We start from the raw sequence: 21,210 nt of genomic DNA on the forward strand, positions 1-21,210 counted from the left end.
TTAAGGGGAAACCCAGACCGGCCATCCTCCCCTCGCTCCTCCTGTGGTTCAGGCTCCCAGGAGCGCCAAAAACCCCCCCCCCCCCCCCCCCCCCCGTCCCCCCCCCCCCCCCCCCCCGGGACTCGGGGATGTGGCGCAGGGTCAGAGCCAGGGCGGCCAGGCCGATCGGCAGGTTGACCCAGAAGATGGAGCGCCAGCCGACGGAGTCCACCAGCAGTCCGCCGATCAGCGGGCCGGCGGCCATGGACAGGCCCGCGACCGCCCCCCAGATGCCGATGGCCCGGGCCCGCTCGGCCGGATCGGTGAAGGTGTTGGTGATGATCGACATCGCCACCGGATTGAGCATCGCGCCGCCGACCGCCTGGACCATCCGGAAGACGATCAGCCAGCCGAGGCTGGGCGCGAGCGAGCACAGCAGCGAGCCGAGCGTGAAGGCCACCAGCCCGGCGACGAACACCCTGCGGCGCCCGATCCGGTCGGCCGTGGAGCCCGCGAGCATCAAGAGCGAGGCCACGACCAGGGTGTACGCGTCGATGCTCCACTGCAGCCCCGCGACGTCGGCGTCGAGCTCGCGGCGCATGGAGGGGAGCGCGACGTTCAGGATGGTGTTGTCGAGGCTGACGATCAGCAGGCTCATGCAGCAGATCGACAGGACGAGCGTGCGCTGCCGGTGACTCGGCTCGATCATGCCGCCGATGCTACGTCCGCCCCACCCCCTCGGCATGCGGGACAATGGGCGGATGACCACGCTCCCTCCGCCCCTCGCGATCGGCCCGCACACCGTGCAGCCCCCGGTGGTGCTCGCGCCCATGGCCGGCATCACCAATGCCCCGTTCCGTACCCTCTGCCGGGAGTTCTCGGGCGGCAAGGGGCTGTTCGTGAGCGAGATGATCACGACCCGCGCCCTGGTCGAGCGCAACGAGAAGACCATGCAGCTGATCCACTTCGACGAGACCGAGAAGCCCCGCTCGATTCAGCTGTACGGGGTCGACCCCACGACGGTCGGCAAGGCGGTCCGCATGATCGTCGAAGAGGACCGCGCCGACCACATCGACCTGAACTTCGGCTGCCCGGTCCCCAAGGTGACCCGCAAGGGCGGCGGCTCGGCCCTCCCGTACAAGCGCAACCTGCTGCGCGCGATCCTGCGCGAGGCCGTCGCGGGCGCCGGCGACCTGCCGGTGACCATGAAGATGCGCAAGGGCATCAACGACGACCACCTCACCTACCTCGACGCCGGCCGGATCGCCGTCGAGGAGGGGATCACGGCGATAGCCCTGCACGGGCGCACCACCGCCCAGCACTACGGCGGCACCGCCGACTGGGACGCCATCGCGCGGCTCAAGGAGCACGTGCCGGAGATCCCCGTGCTCGGCAACGGCGACATCTGGTGCGCCGAGGACGCGCTGCGCATGGTCCGCGAGACCGGCTGCGACGGCGTCGTCGTGGGCCGGGGCTGCCTGGGGCGGCCCTGGCTGTTCAACGACCTGGTGGCGGCCTTCGAGGGGCGCCCGGAGGACTTCCACAAGCCGACGCTGCGCGAGGTCGCGGCGACCATGCACCGCCACGCCCAGCTCCTCGGGGAGTGGATCGGTGACGAGGCACGCGGGGTGATCGACTTCCGTAAGCACGTGGCCTGGTACCTCAAGGGCTTCTCGGTCGGGTCCGAGATGCGGCAGAAGCTCGCGGTGACCTCTTCGCTGGCCGAACTGGACGCTCATCTGAGCGAGCTGGATCTGGACCAGGCGTGGCCCGAGAGCGCGGACGGTCCGCGCGGCCGGACGTCCGGAAACAACCGAGTTGTCCTGCCGGAGGGCTGGCTGAAGGACCCGTACGACTGCGCGGGCATCAGCGAGGACGCCGAACTGGACACCTCAGGAGGCTGACAAATCGCCCTCCGTGGCGCGTGATATACGCCACGCATGGGAGGGGTTTCGCTCAGATGAGCAGATAAATCACGGGTAAGACTTTCAAAGGGTGGCACTGGGTGCCACCCTTTATTCGTTCAACACTTGAACGCAAATGTATCGATGATCGCTCATCCGAGCAGGTCTGAGCCTCAGGAGCCGCCTCCGGATTCGGAACCTGAACGCTGAGCGAGGGTTCTGACTACCCATGAGTTACTTTCGATCTGCTGGCGCACGGGTGGTTACAGCCGTATGACGACCAAGTGGACGTACCCATAAGCCTTCGATCTGGGTATGTTCCTGGCCGTCAGGGCAGCCACCGAGCCTCGAGGAGTCGAGACCCGTGTCGGAAAACAAAGATCAGAAGTTCGTCTACGACTTCACCGAGGGCAACCGCGACCTCAAGGACCTTCTCGGTGGCAAGGGTGCCAACCTCGCCGAGATGACCAACCTGGGTCTGCCGGTCCCTCCCGGCTTCACCATCACCACCGAGGCCTGCAAGGTCTACCTCGAGAGCGGCACGGCCCCGGCCGCACTGCGCGAAGAGGTCAGCGCCCACCTCGCGGCGCTCGAGGCGAAGATGGGCAAGAAGCTCGGACAGTCGGACGACCCCCTGCTGGTCTCCGTACGCTCCGGCGCCAAGTTCTCGATGCCCGGCATGATGGACACCGTCCTCAACATCGGCCTCTCCGACGAGTCCGTGGCCGGCCTCGCCGCCCAGGCCGGCAACGAGCGCTTCGCGTGGGACTCCTACCGCCGCCTCGTCCAGATGTTCGGCAAGACCGTCCTCGGCATCGAGGGCGAGCTCTTCGAGGACGCCCTCGACGAGGCCAAGGCCGCCAAGAAGGTCACCGTCGACACCGACCTCGACGCCGCCGACCTCAAGAAGCTGGTCAAGGTCTTCAAGAAGATCGTGGCGAAGGAAGCCGGCCGCGAGTTCCCGCAGGACGCCCGCGAGCAGCTCGACCTCGCCGTCGAGGCCGTCTTCAACTCGTGGAACACCGACCGCGCCAAGCTCTACCGCCGCCAGGAGCGCATCCCCGGCGACCTGGGCACCGCCGTCAACATCTGCTCCATGGTCTTCGGCAACCTCGGCCCCGACTCCGGCACCGGCGTCGCCTTCACCCGTGACCCGGCCAGCGGCCACGCGGGCGTCTACGGCGACTACCTCCAGAACGCCCAGGGCGAGGACGTGGTCGCGGGCATCCGCAACACCGTGCCGCTCGCGGACCTGGAGACCATCGACAAGGCCTCCTACGACCAGCTCATCACGATCATGACGACGCTGGAGAACCACTACAAGGACCTCTGCGACATCGAGTTCACGATCGAGCGCGGCCAGCTGTGGATGCTCCAGACCCGCGTGGGCAAGCGCACCGCCGGCGCCGCCTTCCGCATCGCCACCCAGCTCGTGGACCAGGGCCTGATCGACGAGGCCGAGGCCCTCCAGCGCGTCACCGGTCACCAGCTGGCGCAGCTGATGTTCCCGCGCTTCGACGAGGGCGCGAAGACCACCCTGCTCGGCCGCGGCATCGCCGCCTCCCCGGGTGCGGCGGTCGGCAAGGCCGTCTTCGACTCGTACACGGCCGTCAAGTGGTCCCGCTCCGGCGAGAAGGTCATCCTGATCCGCCGCGAGACCAACCCGGACGACCTGGACGGCATGATCGCCTCCGAGGGCATCCTGACCTCGCGCGGCGGCAAGACCTCGCACGCGGCGGTCGTCGCCCGCGGCATGGGCAAGACCTGCGTCTGCGGCGCCGAGGAGCTCGACGTCGACACCAAGCGCCGCCGCATGACGGTCGGCGAGACGGTCATCGAAGAGGGCGACGTCGTCTCCATCGACGGCTCCACCGGCAAGGTGTACCTCGGTGAGGTACCCGTCGTACCCTCCCCGGTCGTCGAGTACTTCGAGGGCCGCATGCACGCGGGCGCCGACGACGCCGACGAGCTGGTCGCCGCCGTGCACCGGATCATGGCGTACGCGGACCGCGTCCGGCGCCTGCGGGTGCGCGCCAACGCCGACAACGCCGAGGACGCCTCCCGCGCCCGTCGCTTCGGCGCCCAGGGCATCGGCCTGTGCCGCACCGAGCACATGTTCCTCGGTGAGCGCCGTGAACTCGTCGAGCGCCTGATCCTCGCCGACACCGACGAGGAGCGCGACGAGGCACTCAGTGCCCTCCTGCCGCTGCAGAAGAAGGACTTCGTCGAGCTCTTCGAGGCGATGGACGGCCTGCCCGTCACCGTCCGCCTGCTCGACCCGCCGCTGCACGAGTTCCTGCCCGACATCACCGAGCTGTCGGTGCGCGTCGCCCTCGCCGAGGCCCGCCAGGACGCCAACGAGAACGACCTGCGCCTGCTCCAGGCCGTGCACAAGCTGCACGAGCAGAACCCGATGCTGGGTCTGCGCGGTGTCCGCCTCGGCCTGGTCATCCCCGGTCTGTTCAAGATGCAGGTCCGGGCGATCGCCGAGGCCGCAGCCGAGCGCAAGAACGCCAAGGGCGACCCCCGCGCCGAGATCATGGTCCCGCTCGTGGGCACCGTCCAGGAGCTGGAGATCGTCCGCGAGGAGGCCGACCAGGTCATCGCCGAGGTCGAGGCCGCCACCGGCACCAGCCTCAAGCTGACCATCGGCACGATGATCGAGCTGCCGCGCGCCGCGCTGACCGCCGCCCAGATCGCCGAGGCCGCGCAGTTCTTCTCCTTCGGTACGAACGACCTGACCCAGACGGTGTGGGGCTTCTCCCGCGACGACGTCGAGGCCAGCTTCTTCACCGCGTACCTGGAGAAGGGCATCTTCGGGGTCTCGCCCTTCGAGACCATCGACAAGGACGGCGTCGGCTCGCTGGTCCGCCACGCGGTGGAGCAGGGCCGGGCCACCCGTCCCGACCTCAAGCTCGGCGTCTGCGGCGAGCACGGCGGTGACCCCGAGTCGGTCCACTTCTTCCACGAGGTCGGTCTCGACTACGTCTCCTGCTCGCCCTTCCGGATCCCGGTGGCGCGCCTGGAGGCCGGTCGTGCGGCCGCCGAGTCCAAGGGCAGCGACAGCCGCTGACCCCCCGGCCCCGCGAGGGGCCCCATAGACCGCGCCTGTCCCCGGGTTCCCTGACTGCCCGGGGGCGGGCGCGCACTATTTCGCTGTTCGTCAAATCTTTACGCCAGCAGGCGGTGGACGGATCCCCACCCGTCCACCGCCGCTGTCATTCTGCCGGGCACGTCGGCGCTTCCCGTGCGACCGACCGCCAGGCCCCGCAAAGCCCCCCACGGCCTTCGCGGAGCGTTTCGGTCGCATCGGAGTGTGCCCGGCGGAGTACAGGATTTCGGTTGTCACGCCCCTGCCGAAAGGGGTTTCAACTGTGGCCGAAAGGGCGTGGTGACCACGTGTGACGGCATGCATACTCGTGGGGCGGGGGGATTGCGGTTGCACAGGTGGGGGTTCGGTGCTGCGTATCCATTTCACTGGAGTGGACCTGGCACGCGTACGGATGGCAGGGCGTCCCGATGCGTTGTGGGAAACGATTCTCAGCTTTCACCGCTTAAGAGACCGGCGCGACGCCCGGTTGTTCGGTGAATGGCGGACGGAAACCCGGAGCAGGTTGAATGGTGAAACACGTACGCTCGGTATGCTTATACCGGGAAGGGGTTATTTCCCAGATTTCCTGACCCCCGTCGAGGGGCAGTACGGGTGGGACGTGGGCCTCGACGCCATACGGGGCATCCACCCCGAGCGGATGCGGCACGAGCTCGCGCTGCTCGGCGCGGGCGCGGGTGCGTCCGTACAGCCGAGGCTGCGCGAGTTCATGGACGGCGCCACCGCCCACCTGCCCAGGGTGCTGGGCGAGCTGCGCGCGTACCACCGGGCGGCCGTGGAGCCGTACTGGACGCACATCCAGGCCCAGATCGAGGCCGAGCGGGCCGCCCGCGGGCGGGCCCTGCTGGACGGCGGCGCGGACGAGCTGCTGGCCTCGCTGCCGCCCATGCTGCGCTGGCGCGCCCCGGTGCTGGAGTGCGACTACCCGGTGGACCGTGACGTACGGCTGCGCGGGCGCGGGCTGCTGCTCCAGCCGTCCTTCTTCTGCCGGCGCACGGCGGTGACCCTGCACGACCCGGAGCTGCCGCCCGTGCTGGTCTACCCGGCCGCCGCCCACCTGGCCTCCGCTCCGGCGGGAGGCGATACGGCCCGGCCGGCCGTGGAGGAGCAGCGGGTGCGCACCCTGGGCAAGCTCGTCGGGCACACCCGCTCGGTGGTGCTGCGGGCCATAGGGGACGGGGCGACCACCAGCGAACTGGCCCGCCGGGCCGGGGTCTCGCTGGCCTCCGCGAGCCAGCACGCCTGCGTGATGCGCGAGGCGGGGCTGGTGACGACGCTGCGGCACGGGAACGCGGTGCTGCACACGGTGACCCCGCTGGGCGCCGCGCTGCTCAAGGGCGGGGCCGTGGCCTCATGACGCGGCCGCACCCCGGGGTGGAACCTCGGGGTGCGGCCGGTGGTGCGGGTGCGGCGCCCCGGCCGGGGCGCCGGCGCGCGGTCAGACGCGGAACGGGCCCGTGACCTCGTAGGTGATGCCGCCGGAGGAACTGCCGCTCGTACCGCGCTGGCTGGAGAAGTAGAGCCGGTTGCCCGCGGGCGAGAAGGCCGGGCCGGTGATCTCCGAGGAGGACTGGCCGGTGATCCGCAGGAAGGGCGCGACCACGTCGTCCGGGGTGATCAGGCAGATCTCCATGGTGCCGCCGTCCTCGGCGATGTACAGGTCGCCGTACGAAGAGCCGGTGACGTTGTCGACGCCCGTCAGGGGGGCCGCGCCGCCGGGCACCAGCGAGTCGTCGTAGGCCAGCTCGTACGTGCCGGCGGCGAGGTCGAGCTGCCAGACCCGGTTGTCGCCCTTGGTGGTGAACCAGACGGTGTCGTTCGCGTAGTGGCAGCCCTCGCCGCCGCTGAAGCGCTTGGCGCCCGAGACCTGGTTGCGGGTGGTGGTCGGGGCGCCGTCCGGGTCGGGCACGGTCTGCCAGGTGAAGGAGCCGGAGGTGGCGGTGCCGGCCTTGAGGACCTGGAGGGTGCCGGAGGAGAGGTTGCCCCAGGTGGTGGGGATGAACCGGTAGAAGCAGCCGTCCGTCTCGTCCTCGGTCAGGTAGATCACCCGGCGCACCGGGTCGGCGGCCGCGGCCTCGTGCTTGAAGCGGCCCATGGCCGGGCGCTGGACGGCCGCGTTCACCCCGTACGGGTCGGTCTCGTAGACGTAGCCGAGGCTGACCTCCTCGCAGGACAGCCAGGTGTTCCACGGGGTCTTGCCGCCGGCGCAGTTCTGGCGGGTGTTGGAGAGGATCCGGTAGGCGCCGGTGATGGTGCCCGAGGAGTTGAACTTCACGGCGCTCGCGCCGCCGGAGGGGTTGATCTCCGAGTTCGACACGTAGATCCAGCCCGTGCCGTCCGCGAAACAGGCGCCGCCGTCCGGGGCGCTGTGCCAGGTGTACGAGGTCCCGCTGACGGTCTGGCCCGAACGGGCGATCACCCGGCTGCTGAAGCCGCTGGGCAGCATGATGCCGTTCGCGTCCGCCACGCCGAGGGCTCCGTACGGTCCCGCGCCGGGCTGGGCGGGCGCCGCGTAGGCGGCGCCGTGCATCAGCGTGCCGCCGAAGGCGGCGGCCGTCGAGCCGATGACGGCGCCGCGCAGGAAATTACGACGTTCCACGGTCACTCCTGGGGGAGGGAGGGTCCCGCGCCCGGTCGGGCGCGCGATCTCACGCGTGGAGGAACCTAGGAGAGCCGAGTTGACATGGCCATAACGCCGCATGACGCCCGGACGAAAAAACTTCGCGGCGGTGCGATGAGTTCTCCCGCTCGCCCCGGTCTACCCCTCGACAGCAGCGAGCAGCACCCACGAGAGAAGAGACACCGACATGTCGCACCCCCAGATGATCTTCGTCAAACCTGCCGGTCAAGGACCTGGACGCCAGCAAGGCCTTCTGGAGCAAGCTGGGCTACTCCTTCAACGCCCAGTTCACCGACGAGAACTGCGCCTCGATGGTCATCAGCGACACCATCGTCGCCATGCTCCTCGCGGAGGCCCGCTACAAGGACTTCACCCACAAGGAGATCGCGGACGCGACCACCACCTCCGAGGTGCTGCTCTGCCTGAGCACCCCGAGCCGCGCCGCGGTCGACGAGCTGGTGGACGGGGCGCTGGCGGCCGGCGCCACCGAGCCCCGCCCCGCCCAGGACCACGGCGTCATGTACGGCCGCGCCTTCGACGACCTCGACGGCCACACCTGGGAGATCATGTGGATGGACCCGGCCATGATCCAGGCCTGAGCCCGCGCCCGCGCGGTCAGGAGGTCGCGGCGGTCCGCACCGGGTAGGTCCGGACCGCCACCTCCTCGTCGTCCAGGCAGCGCCCCGACTCCAGGTCGAAACGCTGCTTGAGCAGCGGTGACGCCACGAAGGGCCGGCCCCCCACGGCCCCCACCAGGCCGCGCGAGAGCACGTGCGCCCCGGTGAAGGGATCCTGGTTGCCGATGGCGTACGGGCGCCCCGCGCGGTCGACGAAGACCGCGGCCTGGCTCCCGTCGGGCAGCAGCGCCGCGACCCCCCGCCCGGGCACGAGCGCGGACAGCTCGCACACCGTCAGCCAGCCCTGCGCCACTTGCAGTTCCACGGTCATCGGACTCCTCCGATCGTCAGGACGGCCAGGTCGGGCTTGACCTGGTCGCGCTCGGGTACGAACTTCACGGTCGGGTCGGGAGCGCCGGGCGCGTTGACGAAGGACACGAACCGGCGCAGCCGCTCGGGGTCCTCCAGCGTCTCGGCCCACTCGTCCCGGTAGTGCGCCACGTGCTCGGCCATGAGGGACTCCAGCTCCGCGCACAGCCCGAGCGAGTCGTGGACCACCACGTCCCGCAGGTGGGCCAGGCCCCCCTCCAGCCGGTCCAGCCAGGTGGAGGTCCGCTCCAGCCGGTCGGCGGTGCGGATGTAGAACATCAGGAACCGGTCGATCAGCCGGACCAGTTCCGCGTCCGACAGGTCCTGGGCGAGGAGGTCGGCGTGCCGCGGGGTGGCCCCGCCGTTGCCGCCGACGTAGAGGTTCCAGCCGCTCGCCGTCGCGATGACCCCGAAGTCCTTGCTCTGCGCCTCCGCGCACTCGCGGGCGCAGCCGGAGACCGCCGACTTGAGCTTGTGCGGGGCGCGCAGCCCGCGGTAGCGGAGCTCCAGGTCGATGGCCATCTTGACGCTGTCCTGGACCCCGTAGCGGCACCAGGTCTGCCCCACGCAGGACTTCACCGTCCGCAGGGCCTTCCCGTAGGCGTGCCCGGACTCGAATCCGGCGTCGACGAGCCGCGCCCAGATCCGCGGGAGCTGGTCCACGCTCGCGCCGAAGAGGTCGATGCGCTGGCCGCCGGTGATCTTCGTGTAGAGGCCGAAGTCGCGGGCCACCTCGCCGATCACGATCAGCTTGTCGGGGGTGATCTCGCCGCCGGGGATGCGCGGGACCACCGAGTACGAGCCGTTGCGCTGCAGGTTCGCGAGGAAGTGGTCGTTGGTGTCCTGGAGGGCGGCCTGCTCCCCGTCCAGGACGTAGCCGCTGGCGCCCAGGGTCGGGGCGAGGGAGGCGATGATCGAGCCGACGGTGGGCTTGCAGACCTCGCAGCCGTCGCCGCCGCGGGCCTCGGGGCGGCCGTGGCCGTCCAGGATCTCCTCGTACGAGGTCAGGCGCCGGGTGCGGACGATCTCGTAGAGCTCGGCCCGGGTGAAGGGGAAGCAGCCGCACAGCCCCTTGTCGGCGGCGGCCGGAAGCAGCTGGCCGATCACCTTGAGGCAGCTGCCGCAGCCGGTGCCCGCCTTGGTGCACTTCTTGACCTCGGGGAGGGTGGCGCAGGCGGTGATGGCCTTCTTGGTGACGTTGTGGCAGGAGCAGATGACCGCGTGGTCCGGGAGCGAGGACGGGCCGAGCGCGACGGGCGCGCCGAGACCGGCGGGCAGCACCAGCTGCTCGGGGGAGACGGGCGGGACGCTGCCGGTGAGCGGGCGCAGCAGCCCGTAGGAGTCCGCGTCACCGACCAGGACCCCGCCGAGGAGGACCCCGTCGGGGGAGACCACGAGCTTCTTGTAGACCCCCGAGCGGGAGTCGGACCACACGACGTCGAGGCTGCCGGCGGCGGCTCCGTGGGCGTCGCCGAAGGAGGCCACGTCCACGCCGAGCAGCTTGAGCTTGGTCGAGAGGTCGGCGCCGGTGAACTCCTTCTCCCGGCCCAGCAGGTCCTCGGCGGCGGTCTCCGCCATCTCGTAGCCGGGCGCGACCAGGCCGTAGACCCGGCCGTCGACCGCGAGCGCGCACTCGCCGATGGCGTAGACGTGCGGGTCGCTCGTGCGGCACCGGGCGTCGACCGCGATGCCGCCGCGCTCGCCGACCTCCAGCCCCGCGCCGCGGGCCAGCTGGTCGCGGGGGCGGACACCGGCGGAGAAGACGACGAGGTCGGTGTCGACGGTCGAGCCGTCGGAGAGCCGCATTCCGCTGACCCGGCCGTCCTCGCCGGTCAGCACCTCCTGCGTGCCGACCCCGGTGTGCACGGTCAGGCCCATGGACTCGATGGTGCGCAGCAGGGCGGCGCCACCGCCCTCGTCGACCTGGACGGGCATCAGGCGGGGGGCGAACTCGACGATGCGGGTGGTCAGGCCCAGCCCCTGGAGGGCGCCGGCGGCCTCCAGACCGAGCAGGCCGCCGCCGACGACCGCGCCGCTCGTGCGGGTCTTGGCGTACTCCTCGATCGCGAGGAGGTCCTCGATGGTGCGGTAGACGAAGCAGCCGGGGGCGTCCTTGCCGGGGACGGGCGGCACGAAGGGATAGCTGCCGGTGGCCAGGACCAGCACGTCGTACGGGAACACCCGCCCCGAGCGGGAGGTGACGGTGCGGGCGTCCCGGTCGATGCTCTCCGCGGGGTCGTCGAGGTGGAGGGTGATGCCGTGCTCCGCCATGAACCCGGCGGGCGTCAGCGACAGGTCCTCGGGGGTGCTGCCGGAGAAGTACGAGGTCAGGTGCACGCGGTCGTAGGCGGGCCGGGGTTCCTCGCACAGCACGGTGATCCGGTGGCTGCCGGTGGCGCCGCGCTCGGCGAGCGCCTCGAGGTAGCGCTGGCCGACCATGCCGTGCCCGATGAGCACGATGTGGGGCAGGGGCTCGGTCACGGTCATGTCAGTGGCCTCCGTCGTCGGTGAGCAGGTGGAACAGGTCGTGCGGTGATTCCTCGCCCTCCCAGGTGCGGGCGAGGGCGCCCACGGTGGAGAGCTCGCCGAGCAGGACCCCGCCGACGAGGCGGTCGTCGCGCAGGACGACCTTCCGGTAGGTCCGGCGGGTCGCGTCGGTGAGGCGGACCACGTCGTCGCCGGGGCGCGGCGTGGTCTCCCCGAAGGAGGCGAGGTCGAAGTGACCGTCGGCTCCGCCGAGGGTGAGGCGGGTGAGGGCGCGGGTGCCGGTGTACGGCGTGGGGCGGCCGGTGAGGGTCGCGGCGAGGGCGTCGGCCTGCTCCAGCGCCGGGCCGGCCAGGCCGTACACCTGGCCCGCGTGCTCGGCGCAGTCGCCGATGGCGTGGATGCGGGGGTCGCTGGTGCGCAGGTGGTCGTCGACCACGATGCCGCGGCGTACGTCGAGCCCGGCGGCCTGGGCGAGCCCGATGCGGGGGCGTACGCCGCAGGCGAGCACGACGAGGTCGGCGTCGAGGCGGTAACCGTCGGCGAGTTCGACTCCCGTGACCCGGCGCGGCCCCCGCTCCCCGGACGCCGGCGGGGCCGACAGCAGGCCGCGGACCCGGCACTCCGTGTGGATCTCCACGCCGAGCGAGGTCAGGTGGGTGTGCAGCAGCGCGGCGGCGTCGGCGTCCAGCTGGCGTTCCATCAGGCGCTCGCCCTGCTGGGCCAGGACCACCTGCGCGCCCCGCGCGGCCAGCGCACGGGTCGCCGAGACGCCCAGCAGGCCCCCGCCGATCACCACGACCCGCACCCCGGGGCGCACGGCCGCCGAGAGGGCCAGGCAGTCGTCCATGGTGCGGAAGGCGTGGACCCCGTCCGGGAGGTCGCGCCCTTCGGGCTCGAACAGCCCGCGCAGGGGCGGCAGCACCGCGTTCGAGCCGGTGGCCAGCACCAGGGCGTCGTACCGCTCCACCGTGCCGTCGTCGCACAGCACCGTCCGGTCGGCGCGGTCGATCCGTACCGCCCGGACGCCGCGGCGCAGCGCCGGTCCGGGGGCGGGCAGGGCGGTCACCTCCGGCGCGTAGCGGCCCGCGAGCACTTCGGCGAGCAGCACCCGGTTGTACGGGACGTGCGGCTCCTCGCCGAGGACGGTCACCTCCGCGCCACCGGTCAGCCGCGCGGCCAGTCGCAGGCCCGCGAGGCCGCCGCCGATCACCACCACACGCTGTTCCGAGGTCATGCCATGAGCGTGCGCGGTCGCTGTTTCCCCTCCGCATCGCTCCTGTTACCCGGACGGAACGCCGACCTCAGCGCTCCGGTCCCCGGTCCGTGAGGCCTGCCGCGGCCGGTGGCCCCGAAGGGGGCGGTGAGCGGCGAAGCTCAACCTTTGCGCAACTTTCCGGTGATCGATGGCCGCTGCACCCACCCGCTCCATAAGGTCGGATGCGTGCCTGACATATCAACGACCATGATCATCATGTTGTGCGTGGCCGCCGCGGCGGCCGGCTGGATCGACGCGGTGGTGGGCGGCGGCGGCCTGCTCCTCCTGCCCGCCCTGCTGCTCGGCCTGCCGAACGCCCACCCCGCCACCGTCCTCGGTACGAACAAGGCCGTGGCCATCGTCGGCACCGCGGGCGCGGCCGTGACGTACGTCCGCAAGGCCCCGGTGGACGTGAGGCTCGCCGTCCGCATCGGCCTGGCCGCGCTGGCCGGCTCGATGGGCGGCGCCGCGCTCGCCGGTGGCATCAGCAAGGACGCCCTCCGTCCGCTGATCATGGTGGTGCTCGTGGTCGTCGCCGGCTTCGTCGTCTTCAAGCCGGCCTTCGGCACCGCCCCGGCCGCCTCGCCCGTCAGCCGGCGGCGGGTGCTGCTGGCCATCGGGCTCGCGGGCCTCGGCATCGGCTTCTACGACGGCCTCATCGGGCCCGGCACCGGCACCTTCCTGGTGCTCGCGCTGACGGCCCTGCTCCACCTCGACCTGGTCACCGCCTCCGCCACCGCCAAGATCGTCAACTGCTGCACCAACGCGGGGGCGCTCGCGATGTTCGCCTACCAGGGCATGGTGCTGTGGCAGCTGGCCGCGCTGATGGCGGTGTTCAACCTGGCCGGCGGCATGATCGGTGCCCGCATGGCGCTCCGGAAGGGCAGCGGCTTCGTGCGCGGCGTCCTGCTGACGGTGGTGGGCGCGCTGGTGGTCAAGCTCGGGATCGAGCAGTGGGGCTGAGGTCGGTGCCCGGCGCCGTGGTCCCGCAGGCCGGTGCGACTAGTACGTCCCCTAGTACGTCCCCGTGAGGTGCGCGAAGACGACCACGTTGCCGCGGTAACCGGTGCGCGGGGAGAAGCCCCCGCCGCAGGTGATCACCCGTAGTTCGGCCCGCGGCGAGGGCCCGTACACGCGGGTGTCCGGGAAGGCCTTGGCGTCGAAGACCTCGACGGCGTGGACCGTGAACACGGCCGTGCGCCCGTCCGCGCGCGGCACCTCGATCGCGGCTCCGCGGCGCAGGGCGCCCAGCTGGTAGAAGACCCCCGGCCCCGCGGAGTCGTCCACGTGCCCGGCGATGACGGCCGTGCCGGTGGCGCCCGGGGTGGTGCCCTCGCGGTACCAGCCGGCCAGGTCGCGCCGTGCGGGCGGGGGCACTTGGAGGCTGCCGTCCCGCTCCAGGCCGAGACCGGCCAGCGCGGCGTCGACCCCGATGGACGGGATCCGGATCCGGCTGGGAGGCGATCCGGGGAGGGGCGCGATGCCGGGGCCGGTGGCGGCGGCGCCAGCGGCGGTCAGGGCCTCGGCGGGGGAGGGCAGCGGTGGCCCGACCGGCTCGCGGGAACCGCTGGTCACCAGCCAGATGCCGATGCAGGCGGCGAGCGCGACGAGACCCCCGTGGCGGGCGGTGCGGATGCGGCGGGTCCGGCCGGGGGGGCGCGCACCGGACCCCGATCCCCTTCGGGCGCCCCCTGCGGGGTCCGCGCGGTCGGCGTTCGTGGGCCAGGGCTGCCGGTCGCGGCCGCCGAAGCCGCCGAAATCGCCACCCATGCGTGCCCCCTCGGCTGTCGTTTCGGGGTGATGGCCGTCGCCCGGCCCCGCGAACGGGGGGGACCTCGCGGGGCGGGCGACGGGGGACGGTACCGGGCGGACCGCGGCCGGAGCCGCGGTGGGCGTCCGTCAGCTCCGCGTGCCGCTCGCCCGGCGACGCAGGAGCCAGGTACCGCCGACGGCGGACGCGGCCAGGACGGCCACCCCCGCCGCGATCTTGGCGGGGTCGGAGGTGGTGGTCGTGCCACCGCCCACCCCGGTGTTGACGTGGCCCTGGGGGCCGCGGTCGGTGACGACCAGGTCGCCGGTGGCGAACTTGCCGTTCGCGCAGGTCGCGCCGATGCCGTAGGTGCCGGGGCGGGCGCTGGGGGACACCTGGAACTGCCCCACCACCGCCTCCTTGTGGGTGCCCGGGACCAGCTTGAACCGGCCGCCGCCGACCGTCGTGGCATCGCCGTCGGCGTGGCTGCCCTTCCCGCAGGCGCCGGTGTTCACGGTGACGGTGGCGCCGGGGGCGGCGGACTTGGGCCACACCTCCAGCGGGGCGAAGTCCCCGGGCGAGAAGCCCACCATGCCGAGGTCTACGGCGGCGACCGCGCCGGCGACCGGGCCGATGAACGCGGCGGCGGTCAGCGCGGTCGCGGTCAGCACGTGTGCGGTACGTCGGCGCATGGGGTCACTCCTGGAGACACGGGGTCGTGTCTCCGAGGTAACCCGGCCCGCCCCGCGCCCGCCTCCTGATGTCTCGTCAGGTCGACCCCGGTGAGGTCCGGCGCGTGACCGTTCTCGCAGGTCACAGCCCTGCATGCGGCCATACGAGCCACACGCGCCGTCCGGGTGATCCCCCGGGGGCGGCGGTGCGTACCGTGGTGGGGCCCAGGACGCTCCGGGCCGCCCGCGCCCGGCCTGGTCCACCAGCACACCCGAGCCGAAGGAGGGCCCCGTGCCATCGGTCGAACGGCCACCGGACCCGAGCGCCGCGCTCCCGTTCTTCGTGTACGGGACCCTGCGCCCGGGCGAGGTCAACCACGACCTGTTCCTGCGCGGCCGCACCGCCTCGGAAGAGCCCGCCACCCTGCCGGACGCGGCGCTCTACGACGGCCCCGGCTACCCGTACGCCCTGCACCGCCCCGGCTCGGCCGTGGTCGGGGAGCTGATCACCGCGGCGCCGGACACGTACGGGGAGCTGCTGGCCGCGCTGGACGTGCTGGAGGAGTACGCGGGCCCCGGCCGCCCGGGCAACCTCTACGACCGGATCGCCCGCGAGGCCCTGCGCCCCGACGGCACGGCGGTCCGGGCCTGGGTCTATCTGGCGTCCCCGCCGTTGGCGCGCCGGCTGACGGTGGCGGGCATCGAGATACCCGGCGGGGACTGGCTGCGGCGCTAGACCGTCTCTTCCGGCGGACGTTCGGGGGGTCGGGGGGTGCGGCGGTGGTGCGTTCGGCGCCCGGCGGGGACGCCCCGGCGCACACCCGGCCCGCCGCAACCGGCGCGCGGGCCGGCGGATCCGACGGGCTACAAGCCCTCGGCCCCGCGGTTGCGTAGCCGTTGGCCGTACTGCTGGAGCACCCACAGCTCTTCCTGGACCGCGGCCAGCTGCTCCGGCGGGGCCTGCGGGCCGAGGCGCGACAGGGTGCCCTGGATCTCGTGGACCCGCCGGTCGACGGCCCGCAGCCGCACCTGGACCAGCTGGACCCCCGCGTAGACCTCGTCCACCGTCTTCGCGTGGATGGCCTCGACGGCGAGCTCCGTGACCAGCGCGCGCACGGTGTCGTTCGGGGCGGCCGCGCGGACGCGCGCCAGGTAGTCCTCGGTGCCGAGCGAGGCGCCGCCCGCGTCCAGGATCGCCTGGCGCACGGCCGCGTACGGCGGGGCCGTGAACTCGTCCATGCCGTAGGCGTCGAAGGCCGGCGAGACCAGGGCCGGCCGCTGGAGGGCCAGCTTCAGCAGCTCGCGCTCGGTGCGGTGGGCCGGGCTGCGCAGGTTCAGCGCGGGGCCGCCGGCCGGCTTCGGGGCGGACGCGGAGGCGGCTTCGGCCTGGTAGGACGGCCGGCCGCCGCCCCTGCCCTGCTGCGGGGGCTGGTTCCCGCGCTCCCGGGCCCAGCGGGCCAGTTGCGCGACCCGCTTGACCACGAACTGCTCGTCGCGGATGCCCAGCATCCCCGCCAGCTGGACCGCCGACTCGTGCTGGATCGCGATGTTCTTGATGTTCGCGACGACCGGAGCCGCCTCGTCCAGGGCGGCCGCCCGGCCCGCCGGGTTCTCCAGGTTGTGCCGGGCGACGATGTGCCGCAGCGCGAACTCGAAGAGCGGCGTACGGGACTCCACCAGCCCGGCAACGGCCGCGTCGCCCTGCGCGAGGCGCAGGTCGCAGGGGTCCATCCCGCCCGGGGTGATCGCGATCGAGGTCTCGGCGGCGAACTTCTGGTCGTCCTCGAAGGCCCGCAGCGCCGCCTTCTGGCCCGCGGCGTCACCGTCGAAGGTGAAGATCACCTCGGCGGTGGCGTTGTCCATCAGCAGCCTGCGCAGGATCTTGATGTGGTCCCCGCCGAAAGCCGTGCCACAGGTGGCGATGGCGGTGGTGACCCCGGCCATGTGGCAGGCCATCACGTCCGTGTAGCCCTCGACCACCACGGCCCGCGAGGTCTTCGCGATCTCCTTCTTCGCCAGGTCGATGCCGTACAGCACCTGGGACTTCTTGTAGATCGCCGTCTCGGGGGTGTTCAGGTACTTCGGGCCGTTGTCGTCGTCGCGCAGCTTGCGCGCGCCGAAGCCGACCACCTCGCCGCTGATGTCGCGGATCGGCCACATCAGGCGGCCGCGGAAGCGGTCGATCGGCTTGCCGCTGCGGCTGTCCTGGGCGAGCCCGGAGGTGATCAGCTCCTTGTCGCTGAAGCCCTTGCCGCGCAGGAAACGGGTCAGGTGGTCCCAGCCGGCCGGGCTGTAGCCCACGCTGAAGTGCGCGGCCGCGGCCTGGTCGAAGCCGCGCTCCGCCAGGAACTTGCGGCCGATCTCCGCTTCGGGGCTGCCCAGCTGGTCGACATAGAACTGGGCGGCCGCCTTGTGCGCCTCGACCAGCCGGATGCGCTCACCCCGCCCGCTCGTGCCGGCGGTGTAGCCGCCCTCCTCGTACCGCAGGCTGATCCCGGCCAGGCCCGCCAGGCGCTCGACCGCCTCCGAGAAGGAGAGGTGGTCGATCTTCATGACGAAGTCGAGGGTGTCCCCGCCCGCCTGGCAGCCGAAGCAGTGGTAGAGGCCCTTGCTGGGGCTGACCTGGAAGGAAGGGGACTTCTCGTCGTGGAAGGGGCAGAGGCCCTTGAGGTTGCCGCCGCCCGCGTTGCGCAGCTGGAGGTAGTCGGAGATCACGGCGTCGATCGGGACCGCGTCCCGTACCGCCTTCACGTCGTCGTCGTTGATCCGTCCTGCCACCCGTGAAGTCTACGGCCGGGCGCCGACAAACCCGTCAGGCCCCCTCGGCCCCGACCAGCGACTCAAGCGGAACTGACGGGTCCGCCAGGGCGTCGCGATCCACCGGCGCCTTTGACCTGATCAGGCCCTGGATGTGCTCGGTGACGTCCCACACGTTGACGTTCATCCCGGCCAGCACCCGGCCCTCTGAGAGCCAGAAGGCGATGAACTCCCGCTTGCCCACGTCGCCGCGGATCAGCACCTGGTCGTAGCCGCCGGGCGGCGCGTACCCCGAGTACTCCAGACCCACGTCGTACTGGTCCGAGAAGAAGTACGGAACCCTGTCGTAGGAGACCTCCCGGCCCAGCATCGCCCGCGCGGCGGCCGGCCCGCCGTTGAGGGCGTTGGCCCAGTGCTCCACGCGCAGCCGGGTCCCGAGCGCCGGATGGTGGGCGGCGGCCACGTCCCCGGCCGCGTAGACGTCCGGGTCGGACGTGCGCAGCGACGCGTCCACGGCGATCCCGCCGCCGTGCTCCCGGTCGACCAGCGCCAGCCCGGCCGTCTCGGCGAGCGCGGTGCGCGGCGCGGCCCCGATCGCGGCGAGCACCGCGTGCGCGGGGTGCTCCTCCCCGTCGTCCGTACGGGCGGCCAGCACCATGCCGTCGTGACCCACGATCTCGGTCAGCCGGGCCCCGAAGTGGAAGCGCACCCCGTGATCGGCGTGCAGGTCGGCGAAGAGCCGGCCGATCTCCGGGCCGAGCACCGCGTGCAGCGGCGTGGCCTCCGGCTCGACGACGGTCACCTCGGCGCCGTACCCGCGGGCCGCGGCGGCGACCTCCAGGCCGATCCACCCGGCGCCCGCGATCAGCAGGTGGCCGTTGTCCCGGCCGAGTCCGGCCAGGACGCCCTTCAGCCGCTCGGCGTGCGCGAGGCGGCGCAGGTGGTGCACCCCCGCCAGTCCGGTACCGGGGACGTCCAGGCGGCGCGGCTCGGCGCCGGTGGCCAGCAGCAGCTTGTCGTAGTGCAGGGCCGTACCGTCCCCCAGGACCACCTTCTTGGCATCCCGGTCGAGGTGCACCGCGGGCTGCCCGAGGTGCAGCTCGACGTCGGAGGCCGCGTACCAGGAGGGCTCGTGGACGAAGACGCTCTCGCGCTCCTCCTTGCCCGTGAGGTATCCCTTGGACAGCGGGGGCCGTTCGTACGGATGGTCGCGCTCGTCCCCGATGAGGATCACCCGCCCCGTGAACCCCTCCGACCTCAGCGCCTCGGCCGCCTTCGCCCCGGCCAGCCCCGCCCCGACGATGACGAACGTCCGGTGTGCGTCGACCACGTGATGCCTCCTCATAACCTCTCCGCCACATGCGACCACATGCGAGCGTCCCGCACTGAGCCTGCCGCGTGAAGGGGGAGTGGCTCGATCAGCTCACCCTTCGGCGCGTCGGGTGCGCCGGGTGAGACGGGCGTGCAGGGAACGGGCGGATGCGTCGGTCAGGCACGCGATCTGGTCGATGACCGCCCGCTTCCTGGCCTTGTCGTCCGGGGCCGCGTCGAAGATCGCCCGGAACTGCGGGTCCAGACCCTCGGGGGCGCGCGCGCTGAGCGCCTCCGCCAGTTCGGCCAGGACGACGCGCTGGTCGGCGCGGATCCGCTCCTGCTCGTCGCGCTGCATGACGTACAGGTCGGCGACCGCCTTGAGCACCGCGCACTCGTGGCGCGCCTCGCGCGGCACCACCAGCTCGGCGCCGTACCGGGTGAGGCGGCCCGAGCCGTACGCCTCACGGGTGGCGCCCTCGGCGGCCAGGCAGAAACGGCCGATCAGCTGGCTCGTGGCGTCCTTCAGACGGGCCTGGGCGACGGCCGAACCGTCGTACCCGTGCGGCCACCACTCCTGCTCCATCAGCCGGTCGAGAGCGGCCCGCAACTCCTCGGGCGCGGTGTCGGCGGGCACGTACCGGCCGATGGCGACCCGCCAGATCGCCGTGCGCTCCGGCTCGGCGAACAGCAGGTTGGGATCGAGGTGTCCGGCGTGCAGGCTGTCCTCGAAGTCGTGCACGCTGTACGCCACGTCGTCGGCCCAGTCCATGACCTGGGCCTCGAAGCACTTGCGGTCGGCGGGTGCGCCGCGCCGCAGCCACTCGAAGACCGGCAGGTCGTCCTCGTACGCGCCGAACTTGACCGAGCCCGGGTCGGTGGGGTGGTCCCCGCGGGCCCACGGGTACTTCGTCGCCGCGTCCAGGCAGGCCCGGGTGAGGTTCAGTCCGACGCTGACGAGCTCGCCGCTCGCCGGATCGGGCACGAACCGCTTGGGCTCCAGCCGGGTCAGCAGGCGCAGCGACTGGGCATTGCCCTCGAAGCCGCCGCAGTCCTTGGCGAACTCGTTGAGCGCCTCCTCGCCGTTGTGGCCGAAGGGCGGATGGCCCATGTCGTGGGAGAGGCAGGCGGCTTCCACGAGGTCGGGATCGCAGCCGAGCGCGGCCCCGAGCTCCCGGCCGACCTGCGCGCACTCCAGTGAGTGCGTGAGGCGGGTACGGGGACTCGCGTCCCAGTCGTACGACCGGCTGCCGGGGGTGACGACCTGGGTCTTCCCGGCGAGGCGGCGCAGCGCGGCCGAGTGCAGCACACGGGCGCGGTCGCGCTGGAAGGCGGTCCGGCCGGGCCGTTTGTCGGGCTCGGCGGCCCAGCGCTCGGTGTCGGCTGCGTCGTAGAGGGCGTCGGGGTCGTCTGCGGGGCCGTGCGGGGTGCCTTCCATGACAAGACGGTAACCGGAACGACTGACAGATCGGGATCAGGCGGAGACGAGTTCCGGCCGGGCGGGGCCCGTGGCCGCGGCCACGGGCTGAGCGGCGGCGCGGGCGAGGGCCTCGTCGTAGCGGTGCAGCACCAGCCGGGCCAGGGCCGGGTGGTCGCCCAGCGGAGCGGCCGCGAGGGCGGGCGCCGCGGCGGCGGTCTGGGTGGCGAACCGGCCGTGGGCGGCGAAGTACGAGGCCACGGCTATCCGGTGGTACCCGCGCGCGGCCAGGGCGCGGACCGCCTCGGGGGCGCTCGGTGCGGCGGCCGAGGCGTAGGCCGGCACCACCGGGACCCCGCCGAGGCGTTCGGAGAGCAGCTCGGCGGTCCGGCGGGTGTCGGCCGCCGCGTCGGGGTCGCGGGAACCGGCGGCGGCCAGTACGACGGCCGCGCCCGGGCCGGGGTCCGGGCTCCAGCCGGCCTCCAGGAGCCGCTCGTAGAGGGCCTCGACCAGCAGCGGATGCGGGCCGAGCGGGGCGGCGACGCGGGTGCGCAGGTGGGCCGCCCGCGCGGCGCCCGCGGGCAGGTCGCACTTGACGTGGTAGCCCCGGCCGAGCAGCAGCGGGACGAGGACGGCCTCGCCGGTCAGCTCCCCGAGGACCTCGTCGAGGAGCGGCTCGTTCAACTCGATGTGGCCGAGGCGGACATCGAGCCGGGGACGGAGATCACGGACCCGTTCGAGGAGGGCGAGGGCGGTGTGGAGGGCGCGCGGGTCGCGGCTGCCGTGCGCGACGGCGACGAGGGTGGGCTGCATGGGCGGACTCCGGGTCGGCGCAGGCCGCTGAGCTGGGTGCCCAGCTGGAGGGTGATGCGGCCGAGCAGCTCGGCGGCACTGTCGAAGGGGAAGGCGGGGGACTCGGGAGGGTGCACCGGCTCCGTCATGAACCGATCCTGCGCCCCGGAGG

The 21,210-nt window shown here is 72.4% G+C and carries 15 protein-coding genes and 2 pseudogenes; 6 read left to right on the forward strand and 11 right to left on the reverse strand.

Annotated features, from left to right (window positions below; genetic code table 11):
* Positions 1-688: pseudogene (locus AC07DU_RS24500) on the reverse strand (MFS transporter); the annotation flags it as partial.
* A gap of 34 nt (positions 689-722) precedes the next feature.
* Here AC07DU_RS24500 and dusB point away from each other — a divergent pair.
* From dusB to AC07DU_RS24515, 3 genes are all read left to right on the forward strand, one after another.
* Complete coding sequence (gene dusB, locus AC07DU_RS24505) at positions 723-1,883, forward strand: tRNA dihydrouridine synthase DusB (protein ID WP_479035498.1); 1,161 nt, start codon at positions 723-725, stop codon at positions 1,881-1,883.
* Between the two features lie 364 nt (positions 1,884-2,247).
* Positions 2,248-4,956 carry a pyruvate, phosphate dikinase gene (ppdK, locus tag AC07DU_RS24510; RefSeq protein ID WP_360903516.1) on the forward strand — a complete coding sequence of 903 codons (2,709 nt, stop codon included), beginning with the start codon at positions 2,248-2,250 and terminating at the stop codon, positions 4,954-4,956.
* 385 nt (positions 4,957-5,341) lie between these two features.
* Positions 5,342-6,349 carry an ArsR/SmtB family transcription factor gene (locus tag AC07DU_RS24515; RefSeq protein ID WP_360903519.1) on the forward strand — a complete coding sequence of 336 codons (1,008 nt, stop codon included), beginning with the start codon at positions 5,342-5,344 and terminating at the stop codon, positions 6,347-6,349.
* Between the two features lie 81 nt (positions 6,350-6,430).
* On the opposite strand, the gene AC07DU_RS24520 is transcribed toward AC07DU_RS24515, so the two are convergent.
* On the reverse strand, positions 6,431-7,591 hold the full coding sequence (locus tag AC07DU_RS24520; RefSeq protein ID WP_479113591.1) for an alkaline phosphatase PhoX: 1,161 nt from the start codon (positions 7,589-7,591) through the stop codon (positions 6,431-6,433).
* A 208-nt stretch (positions 7,592-7,799) separates the two neighbouring features.
* Here AC07DU_RS24520 and AC07DU_RS24525 point away from each other — a divergent pair.
* Positions 7,800-8,211 (forward strand): annotated as a pseudogene (locus AC07DU_RS24525) (VOC family protein).
* A gap of 16 nt (positions 8,212-8,227) precedes the next feature.
* On the opposite strand, the gene nirD reads toward AC07DU_RS24525, so the two are convergent.
* The 3 genes from nirD to AC07DU_RS24540 are packed head-to-tail and all read right to left on the reverse strand — an operon-like array spanning position 8,228 to position 12,319.
* Complete coding sequence (gene nirD / locus AC07DU_RS24530; RefSeq protein WP_360903528.1) at positions 8,228-8,560, reverse strand: nitrite reductase small subunit NirD; 333 nt, start codon at positions 8,558-8,560, stop codon at positions 8,228-8,230.
* On the reverse strand, positions 8,557-11,085 hold the full coding sequence (gene nirB, locus AC07DU_RS24535) for a nitrite reductase large subunit NirB (protein WP_453373934.1): 2,529 nt from the start codon (positions 11,083-11,085) through the stop codon (positions 8,557-8,559). Before nirB ends, nirD begins: the two co-directional genes overlap by 4 nt.
* 1 nt (position 11,086) lies before the next feature.
* The gene (locus AC07DU_RS24540) at positions 11,087-12,319 is read right to left on the reverse strand and encodes an NAD(P)/FAD-dependent oxidoreductase (RefSeq protein ID WP_479113593.1); all 1,233 of its coding nucleotides are present in this window, start codon (positions 12,317-12,319) and stop codon (positions 11,087-11,089) included.
* 207 nt (positions 12,320-12,526) lie between these two features.
* On the opposite strand from AC07DU_RS24540, the gene AC07DU_RS24545 reads away from it, so the two are divergent.
* Entirely contained in the window at positions 12,527-13,303 is a 777-nt protein-coding gene (locus AC07DU_RS24545) for a sulfite exporter TauE/SafE family protein (RefSeq protein ID WP_360903537.1), read from the forward strand.
* Positions 13,304-13,354: 51 nt separating this feature from the next.
* Here AC07DU_RS24545 and AC07DU_RS24550 read toward each other — a convergent pair whose 3' ends face one another.
* Positions 13,355-14,110, reverse strand: coding sequence for a class F sortase (locus AC07DU_RS24550; protein WP_479113595.1), 756 nt, complete (start codon positions 14,108-14,110; stop codon positions 13,355-13,357).
* Between the two features lie 129 nt (positions 14,111-14,239).
* Positions 14,240-14,782, reverse strand: a complete 543-nt coding sequence (locus AC07DU_RS24555; protein WP_360903543.1) for a hypothetical protein — start codon at positions 14,780-14,782, stop codon at positions 14,240-14,242.
* Positions 14,783-15,053: 271 nt separating this feature from the next.
* Here AC07DU_RS24555 and AC07DU_RS24560 point away from each other — a divergent pair, with 271 nt between their 5' ends.
* The gene (locus AC07DU_RS24560; protein ID WP_479113597.1) at positions 15,054-15,497 is read left to right on the forward strand and encodes a gamma-glutamylcyclotransferase family protein; all 444 of its coding nucleotides are present in this window, start codon (positions 15,054-15,056) and stop codon (positions 15,495-15,497) included.
* Positions 15,498-15,625: 128 nt separating this feature from the next.
* On the opposite strand, the gene dnaG is transcribed toward AC07DU_RS24560, so the two are convergent.
* From dnaG to AC07DU_RS24580, 4 genes are all read right to left on the reverse strand, one after another.
* Complete coding sequence (gene dnaG, locus AC07DU_RS24565) at positions 15,626-17,539, reverse strand: DNA primase (protein WP_453373929.1); 1,914 nt, start codon at positions 17,537-17,539, stop codon at positions 15,626-15,628.
* 34 nt (positions 17,540-17,573) lie between these two features.
* Entirely contained in the window at positions 17,574-18,848 is a 1,275-nt protein-coding gene (locus AC07DU_RS24570) for an NAD(P)/FAD-dependent oxidoreductase (RefSeq protein WP_360904000.1), read from the reverse strand.
* 93 nt (positions 18,849-18,941) lie between these two features.
* Positions 18,942-20,267, reverse strand: a complete 1,326-nt coding sequence (locus AC07DU_RS24575) for a deoxyguanosinetriphosphate triphosphohydrolase (RefSeq protein WP_453373927.1) — start codon at positions 20,265-20,267, stop codon at positions 18,942-18,944.
* Between the two features lie 36 nt (positions 20,268-20,303).
* Positions 20,304-21,059: a sirohydrochlorin chelatase gene (locus AC07DU_RS24580; RefSeq protein WP_479113600.1), complete on the reverse strand. Its 756-nt coding sequence runs from the start codon at positions 21,057-21,059 to the stop codon at positions 20,304-20,306.
* Between the last annotated feature and the right edge of the window lie 151 nt (positions 21,060-21,210).

Source organism: Streptomyces sp. NPDC045695, from assembly GCF_056432025.1.

Coding starts and splice junctions, on each gene's coding strand:
- nirD (WP_360903528.1), bottom strand. CDS start 8,560: ATGACCGTGGAACTGCAAGTGGCGCAGGGCTGGCTGACGGTGTGCGAG.
- AC07DU_RS24575 (WP_453373927.1), bottom strand. CDS start 20,267: ATGGAAGGCACCCCGCACGGCCCCGCAGACGACCCCGACGCCCTCTAC.
- AC07DU_RS24555 (WP_360903543.1), bottom strand. CDS start 14,782: ATGCGCCGACGTACCGCACACGTGCTGACCGCGACCGCGCTGACCGCC.
- AC07DU_RS24580 (WP_479113600.1), bottom strand. CDS start 21,059: ATGCAGCCCACCCTCGTCGCCGTCGCGCACGGCAGCCGCGACCCGCGC.
- nirB (WP_453373934.1), bottom strand. CDS start 11,085: ATGACCGTGACCGAGCCCCTGCCCCACATCGTGCTCATCGGGCACGGC.
- dusB (WP_479035498.1), top strand. CDS start 723: ATGCGGGACAATGGGCGGATGACCACGCTCCCTCCGCCCCTCGCGATC.
- AC07DU_RS24540 (WP_479113593.1), bottom strand. CDS start 12,319: ATGACCTCGGAACAGCGTGTGGTGGTGATCGGCGGCGGCCTCGCGGGC.
- AC07DU_RS24550 (WP_479113595.1), bottom strand. CDS start 14,110: ATGGGTGGCGATTTCGGCGGCTTCGGCGGCCGCGACCGGCAGCCCTGG.